The sequence below is a fragment of the Sphingopyxis sp. genome, assembly GCF_025869345.1.
Classification (GTDB): Bacteria; Pseudomonadota; Alphaproteobacteria; order Sphingomonadales; family Sphingomonadaceae; genus Sphingopyxis.
Genome location: NZ_JAOZVW010000101.1, coordinates 1 through 6,816, shown reverse-complemented (window position 1 = coordinate 6,816; position 6,816 = coordinate 1). Strand labels below are relative to the sequence as shown.

Below are 6,816 nucleotides of genomic sequence, written 5' to 3'. Positions count from 1 at the left end.
GCCCGCCGCGGCGCCGGCGGCCGCCCCCGCCGCGATCGGCGCGCCGGGCCGCCGCGAAGAGCGCGTCAAGATGACGCGGATGCGCCAGACGATCGCCAAGCGGCTGAAGTCGGCGCAGGATACCGCGGCGATGCTCACCACCTTCAACGACTGCGATATGTCGGCGGTGATCGCGACGCGCGACAAATATCGCGAGAGCTTCGAGAAGAAGCATGGCGTCCGCCTGGGCTTCATGAGTTTCTTCACCAAGGCGGTGGCGCTCGCGGCGCACGATATTCCGTCGGTCAACGGCCGCATCGATGGCGACGAGATCGTCTATTATGACTATCTCGACGTTTCGATCGCGGTCAGCGCGCCGAACGGGCTCGTCGTGCCGATCGTCCGCAACGCCGAAAGCCTGTCCTTCGCGGGAATCGAGAAAGCGATCGCCGACCTCGGCAAGCGCGCCAAGGACGGCACGCTGACGATGGACGACATGACCGGCGGCACCTTCACCATCTCGAACGGCGGCGTTTTCGGCGGCCTGATGTCGACCCCGATCATCAACCCGCCGCAGTCGGCGGTGCTCGGCCTCCACCGCATCGAAGACCGCCCGGTCGTGCGGAACGGCGAGATCGTCATCCGTCCGATGATGTATCTTGCGCTCAGCTACGATCACCGGCTGGTCGACGGCCGCGAGGCGGTGACCTTCCTCAAGACGATCAAGGAAGCGATCGAGGACCCGGCGCGGTTGCTGATCGATCTTTGATGCCATGCGCTCCTGCGAACGCAGGAGCCCAGGGTAGAGCGAGCCGTCCTCTCGTTACCGATGCCGGAGAATGGAATGAACAAACCCGGATATATCTACCTGATGGCCAGCGGCCGCAACGGGACGACATATCTGGGCGTGACCAGCGATCTTCTGAAACGGGCATGGCAGCACCGCAACGAAGTGATCGACAGCTTCAGCAAGACATATGGCTGCACGCGGCTGGTCTGGTACGAGGCATTCGACGATATTCAGCAAGCGCGTCAGCGCGAGCTGCAAATGAAGAAATGGAAGCGGGCGTGGAAAGTTGAACTGATCGAACGCGATAATCCGCAGTGGCTGGATTTGTTCGACAGGCTATCGCTTTGACGCCCTGGGTTCCTGCGTTCGCAGGAACACAAATGGAGTGAATCATGGCTGATTACGACTACGACGTCCTTGTCATCGGTGCCGGCCCCGGCGGCTATGTCGCGGCGATCCGCGCGGCGCAGTTGGGCCTGAAGACCGCGTGCGCCGAGGGGCGCGAGACGCTGGGCGGCACCTGCCTCAATGTCGGCTGCATCCCGTCGAAGGCGATGCTCCACGCGTCCGAATATTATGAGGCCGCGGCGGGCGGCGCGATGGCCGCGATGGGCATCAAGGTGAAGCCCGAACTCGACCTCGGCGCCATGCACGGCCAGCGCAAGGATGCGGTCAAGGGCCTGACCGGCGGCATCGAGTTCCTGTTCAAGAAGAACAAGATCGACTGGCTGAAGGGCTATGCGAAGTTCACGTCGGCCGACACCGTCGACGTGGCGGGCAAGAATGTGCGCGCGAAGAACATCATCATCGCCACCGGCTCGTCGGTGACCCCGCTTCCGGGCGTCGAGGTCGACAATGCCAAGGGCGTGATCGTCGATTCGACCGGTGCGCTCGAACTCGCGAAAGTGCCGGGCCATATGGTCGTAATCGGCGGCGGCGTGATCGGGCTCGAACTCGGCAGCGTGTGGCGCCGCCTCGGCGCCAAGGTGACCTGCGTCGAGTTCCTCGACCAGATCCTCCCCGGCATGGACGGCGATGTCCGCAAGGAGGCGAACAGGATCTTCAAGAAGCAGGGCATCGAATTCAAGCTCAAGACGAAGGTTACCGGCGCGACAGTCAAGGGCAAGAAGGCGGTGCTGACGCTCGAACCCGCCGCGGGCGGCGAGGCCGAGACTCTCGAGGCCGACGTCGTGCTCGTGTCGATCGGGCGCCGTCCGAACACCGACGGGCTTGCGCTCGACAAGGCGGGGCTCGCGGTCAACAAGCGCGGGCAGATCGAGACCGACCATGATTTCCGCACCTCGGTTCCCGGCATCTGGGCGATCGGCGACGTGATCCCCGGCCCGATGCTCGCGCACAAAGCCGAGGACGAAGGCATCGCCTGCGCCGAGAATATCGCAGGGCAGACCGGCATCGTGAACCACGACGTGATTCCCTCGGTCGTCTACACCTGGCCCGAGATCGCCGGCGTCGGCCTGACCGAGGAAGCCGCGAAGGAGCGCGGCGAGGTCAAGGTCGGCAAATTCCCGATGCTCGCGAACAGCCGCGCCAAGACCAACCACGAGCCCGACGGCTTCGTGAAGGTGATCGCCGATGCCAAGACCGACCGCGTGCTCGGCGTCTGGATCATCGCCAGCGTCGCGGGCACGATGATCGCGCAGGCCGCGCAGGCGATGGAATTCGGCGCGACGAGCGAGGACATCGCCTACACCTGCCACGCCCACCCGACGCATAGCGAAGCGATCAAGGAAGCGGCGATGGCGGTGACGGGGAAGCCGATCCACATCTGATCCGCGTCGTCATTGCGAGCGAAGCGAAGCAATCCAGAGCGGTTACCGCACACTCTGGATTGCTTCGCTTCGCTCGCAATGACGTGGCTCGTGGTGGCGAGGATGGTATAGGAACGCATGGACACCCAGACCCTCATCCGCCTCCTCGACCTCGCGGGCATCGGCGTCTTCGCACTGTCGGGTGCGCTGATGGCGGTGCGGCTGCGCCAGACATTGGTCACCGCCTGCTTCTTCGCGCTGGTCACCGGGGTCGGCGGCGGCAGCGTCCGCGACCTCCTGATCGGCGCGCCGGTCTTTTGGGTGCAGGATGGCGCGATCGCCGCGGTGTGCATCGCGATCGCGCTCACCGTCTGGGCGACGCCCGAGCGCTGGTGGCAGGGCCATCTGCTCGAATGGGCCGACGCGGTGGGGCTCGCCGCCTATGCGGTGTTCGGCACCGCGAAAGCGCTCGCCTGGGGGGTGCCGCCGGTGCCCGCACTGATGATGGGGGTGATCACCGGCTGCGTCGGCGGCACGATCCGCGACATATTGGCGGGGGTGCCGTCGATCATCATGCGGCCCGAAATCTACGTCACCGCGGCGGCGCTCGCGGCGGGGCTCTATCTCGTCCTGCTGTGGCTCGGCCTCGGGACGGCGGTGGCGGCAATCGCGGGCGCGGGCGCCGGATTCATGCTGCGCGGCGCGGCAATTCGCTGGTCATTGGCGCTCCCGGCCTATAAGGGCCCCCGCGAATCGCGGTAAACAGCGGCCTAAGCGAGCCGCAACGCCGGCTTAACATCGATCCGCTAAGGATCCGGGTGCGCGGAGAGGCGCACCGTGGGGACCATTTCCATCTTGATGACATTGCTGATCTCGTTCGGCGCTGGAGTCGGGGCGCCCGATTGCGCGAGTGCGTGCAGCGATCCGGCGTCGACCGGCCGCTGGATCGTCGGGCTGTCGCTGATCGTCTTCCTGCTGCTGCCGATCGCATCGTCCGCCGCCCGGCTTTTGAGGCGCCGCAATCGCACGCCGCTTTCTCCGCCGCCTCGCCTGATTCTCCGCCCCCGGCTTGACCGCGCCGCGCTTCGCGGCATGGTGGCGGGAAAGGAATGGGAGACGGCATGACCACGGCACAGGCGACGGCGAACGGCATCGAAATCACCTATGAGGACAAGGGCGCAAAGGATGCGCCGCCGATCCTGCTCGTGATGGGGCTCGGGGGACAACTCACCCTCTGGCCCGACGAGTTCGTCGATGCGCTCGTCGCGCACGGTTTTCGCGTCATCCGCTACGACAATCGCGACGTCGGCCTGTCGACGCGCTTCGATGCGGCGGGCGTCCCCAACCTCAAATGGATGTTCGTCAAGGCGGCGCTCAGGCTGCCGGTGCGTAGCGCCTATACGCTCGCTGACATGGCGGCCGACGGCATGGCGCTGCTCGATCATCTCGGCATCGAGCGCGCGCATATCGTCGGCGCGTCGATGGGCGGAATGATCGTTCAGCACATGGCGGCGCGCTATCCCGGGCGGGTGCTGTCGCTGACCTCGATCATGTCGACGACCGGCAATCCGCGCCTGCCGCGCGCGCAGAAGGAGGCGATGCGCGTTCTGGCGGGCCGGCCGATGAGCGGCGATGCCGAAGCGATGATCGCCTATTCGGTGAACGCCGCGCGGGTGATCGGCAGCCCCGGCTATCCCGCCGAGGAGGAGCGGCTCCAGCGCCGCGTCCGCGGCGATTACGAGCGCGGCTGGTATCCGCAGGGCGTCGCGCGGCAGATGGCGGCGATCGTCGCCGACGGCGACCGCCGCGCGATGCTGAAGCGTGTCGAGGCGCCGACGCTGGTGATCCACGGCGAGGCCGATCCGCTCGTGCCGATCGAGGGCGGGCGCGACACCGCCGCGCATATCGCGGGCGCGCGGCTGCTGACCATCCCCGGCATGGGGCACGATCTGCCGCTCGCGCTCGTCGACACGCTGACGGGGGCGATTGCCGAGCACGCGCGGGGCGCGATGGTGGCGGCCTGAAAACGGGCGCCGCAATTAAGATCATGTTCCCCCGCGAAGGCGGGGGGCCATCTCCGGTCGGTTCCATCTTGAACCGGCAGGAGATGGACCCCCGCCTTCGCGGGGACACACGCTATTTACGCGTGGCAGTTACTTCAGCAGCAGCGCTAGCGCTCCCAGCCACCCTTTCGCCTCCGGCGCGCGTGGCACCGCGGGCAGGAAGGCGCGGCAGTCGAGGCAGCTTGCCTGCACCGACCCCGACCGGGTGAGCAATGTCAGATCCTGCGCCAGCCGCCGTTCGGTGAGCTGGCGGTTCATCGCCGCGATGCCGAACCAGCCGCGCGGCGCCATCGCCTGCTGATCCTGCTCGGCGCCGGTCAGGCTGGCGAGCATCTTGGAAAATTCGCTCGGCTCTTCCTCATAATATTTGGCATGATACGCGCCGTCGATCTTCGCCATCTTCGCCGCCGCGGCGAGCGCGTCGGGCAGGCCGCCGAACTGGTCGACCAGGCCGATCTGGCGCGCGGTGCCGCCCGCCCAGACGCGGCCTTCGGCGATCTCGCGAATCTTCTCGATCGGTTGCTTGCGGCTCTTGGCGACGAGCCCGGTGAAGCGCGCGTAGATATCCTCGACGCTCGCCTGCGCGAGCGCGTTGAACTCGTCGTTCACCCCGCCGAACACGTCGGGCTGGCCCGACAGCGGCGTCGTCGCGATGCCGTCGGCGTTGACCCCGATCTTGGCGAGCGCCTGATCGAAGCTCGGTATGATGCCGAAGACGCCGATCGAGCCGGTGATCGTCTCAGGCTCGGCAAAGATGCGGTCGGCGGGGGTGGAGATCCAATAGCCGCCCGATGCCGCGACATTCGCCATCGACACGACGACGGGCAGCTTCTTCGCCTTCGCCTGGAGCAGCGCCTGGCGAATCTGCTCCGACGCGAGCACCGAACCGCCGGGCGAATCGACGCGCAGCACGATCGCCTTGGTGCCGCTGTCGGCGACGGCGTCGAGAATATGCTCCGCGATCGTGTCGCCGCCGGCCGAACCGCCGCCCGTTTCGCCATCGACGATCTCGCCGACGACCGGGACGACGGCGATCGCCGCGCCTTTCTCCACCGGCGGATTGGCCGCGACCCAATTTTCGAGCGGGATCGCATTATAGTCCCACGGGCGGCTGTCGTCATAGGTGCCGCTGATCTCGGCGACGCGCGCGCTGAACGCCATGCGGCTGCCGACCTTGTCGATCAGCCCGGCGTCGACCCCTGCCTTCGACAGATCGTTGCCCGCCGCCTTCACCGCGCCCGCGGTGTCGGCGATGAACGCGTCGATCCTGGCCTTCGGCCGCGCTTTCCGGACGTCGGTCAGCCAGTTTTCCCACAAAACGCCGGCATAGGCGCGGTCGGCTTCCTTCGCCTCGGGCGACTGGTCGTTGCGCAGATAGGGCTCGACCGCGCTCTTGAAGGTGCCGACGCGATAGATGTGCGCGGTGATGCCGAGCTTGTCCATCAGCCCCTTGTAATAGAGGCGCGAGCCGCCCGGCCCGGCGATCGCGACGCCGCCGATCGCATCCGACCAGATTTCGCTGGCGTGCGCCGCGACCTGATAGCTGTCGGTGGTATAGGCGGTGGCAAAGGCGAGCACCGGCTTCTTCGCCGCGCGCACCTTGTCGACCGCGGCGCCGATCTCGGCGAGCGACACCTGCCCGCCGCCAAGGAAGCGGTCGAGGTCGAGCACGACCGACGTGACGCGCTTGTCGGTGGCCGCGGTTTCGAGCGCGTGGACGATGTCGCGGGTGCGCAGTTCCTTGAGCTGCCCGCCGCCCGACAGCGCCGCGAGCGGATCGACGTCCGAAGGCTGTTCGGTGACGACGCCGTCGAAATCGACGACGAGCGCGCCCTCGCTGACCGGCAGCGACGCATTGGGGCGCCCGGCGAGCAGGGCGAAGAGCGCGACGAAAAACAGCAGCAGGAAGATCAGCGCCAGCCCGTCCTTGATCGCGACGAGCAGATGCCAGACCTTGCGCGGAAAGCTTGTGCTCCCGCCGGGCTTGTCGTCGCCGGGCAGCGGCCGGCGGACGGGGATGGCCCAGGGGCCGGCGGGGTCGTTGGGAGGCGTGGCGGTGGTATCGGTCATGCGCGCGAGCCTAGGGATGCGCCTCGCCCTTGGCAATGCACGCTTCGACGGGCGGGAGACGGGGAGGGGGCGAACGACTTCCTGTTAAGCTCGTCATTGCGAGCGAAGCGAAGCAATCCAGAGTAGCGTAAACCGCTCTGGATTG

Annotated in this window: 7 protein-coding genes; 5 read left to right on the top strand and 2 right to left on the bottom strand. The window is 67.0% G+C overall.

The window, feature by feature from the left end:
* The 4 genes from sucB to OJI97_RS10670 form a co-directional block, all read left to right on the top strand.
* Nucleotides 1–748: dihydrolipoyllysine-residue succinyltransferase (gene sucB, locus OJI97_RS10685; RefSeq protein ID WP_297663330.1), on the top strand; the 748-nt coding region annotated here is incomplete at its 5' end.
* Nucleotides 749–823: 75 nt separating this feature from the next.
* Entirely contained in the window at nt 824–1,117 is a 294-nt protein-coding gene (locus OJI97_RS10680) for a GIY-YIG nuclease family protein (protein ID WP_297663329.1), read from the top strand.
* 44 nt (nt 1,118–1,161) lie between these two features.
* Nucleotides 1,162–2,559 carry a dihydrolipoyl dehydrogenase gene (gene lpdA / locus OJI97_RS10675; protein WP_297663327.1) on the top strand — a complete coding sequence of 466 codons (1,398 nt, stop codon included), beginning with the start codon at nt 1,162–1,164 and terminating at the stop codon, nt 2,557–2,559.
* 117 nt (nt 2,560–2,676) lie between these two features.
* Nucleotides 2,677–3,300, top strand: coding sequence for a TRIC cation channel family protein (locus tag OJI97_RS10670; protein ID WP_297663325.1), 624 nt, complete (start codon nt 2,677–2,679; stop codon nt 3,298–3,300).
* Nucleotides 3,301–3,344: 44 nt separating this feature from the next.
* Here OJI97_RS10670 and OJI97_RS10665 read toward each other — a convergent pair whose 3' ends face one another.
* A complete protein-coding gene (locus tag OJI97_RS10665) occupies nt 3,345–3,566 on the bottom strand; it encodes a hypothetical protein (protein ID WP_297663324.1) in 222 nt (73 codons plus the stop codon).
* A 93-nt stretch (nt 3,567–3,659) separates the two neighbouring features.
* On the opposite strand from OJI97_RS10665, the gene OJI97_RS10660 reads away from it, so the two are divergent.
* Nucleotides 3,660–4,562 (top strand): alpha/beta fold hydrolase, encoded by a 903-nt coding sequence (locus tag OJI97_RS10660; RefSeq protein WP_297663322.1) that lies wholly within the window; start codon nt 3,660–3,662, stop codon nt 4,560–4,562.
* Nucleotides 4,563–4,691: 129 nt separating this feature from the next.
* Here the strand turns inward: OJI97_RS10660 and sppA are convergent, their stop codons facing one another.
* The gene (gene sppA / locus OJI97_RS10655) at nt 4,692–6,671 is read right to left on the bottom strand and encodes a signal peptide peptidase SppA (RefSeq protein WP_297663320.1); all 1,980 of its coding nucleotides are present in this window, start codon (nt 6,669–6,671) and stop codon (nt 4,692–4,694) included.
* Nucleotides 6,672–6,816 lie beyond the last annotated feature (145 nt).

Coding starts and splice junctions, on each gene's coding strand:
- OJI97_RS10680 (WP_297663329.1), top strand. CDS start 824: ATGAACAAACCCGGATATATCTACCTGATGGCCAGCGGCCGCAACGGG.
- OJI97_RS10660 (WP_297663322.1), top strand. CDS start 3,660: ATGACCACGGCACAGGCGACGGCGAACGGCATCGAAATCACCTATGAG.
- lpdA (WP_297663327.1), top strand. CDS start 1,162: ATGGCTGATTACGACTACGACGTCCTTGTCATCGGTGCCGGCCCCGGC.
- OJI97_RS10670 (WP_297663325.1), top strand. CDS start 2,677: ATGGACACCCAGACCCTCATCCGCCTCCTCGACCTCGCGGGCATCGGC.
- sppA (WP_297663320.1), bottom strand. CDS start 6,671: ATGACCGATACCACCGCCACGCCTCCCAACGACCCCGCCGGCCCCTGG.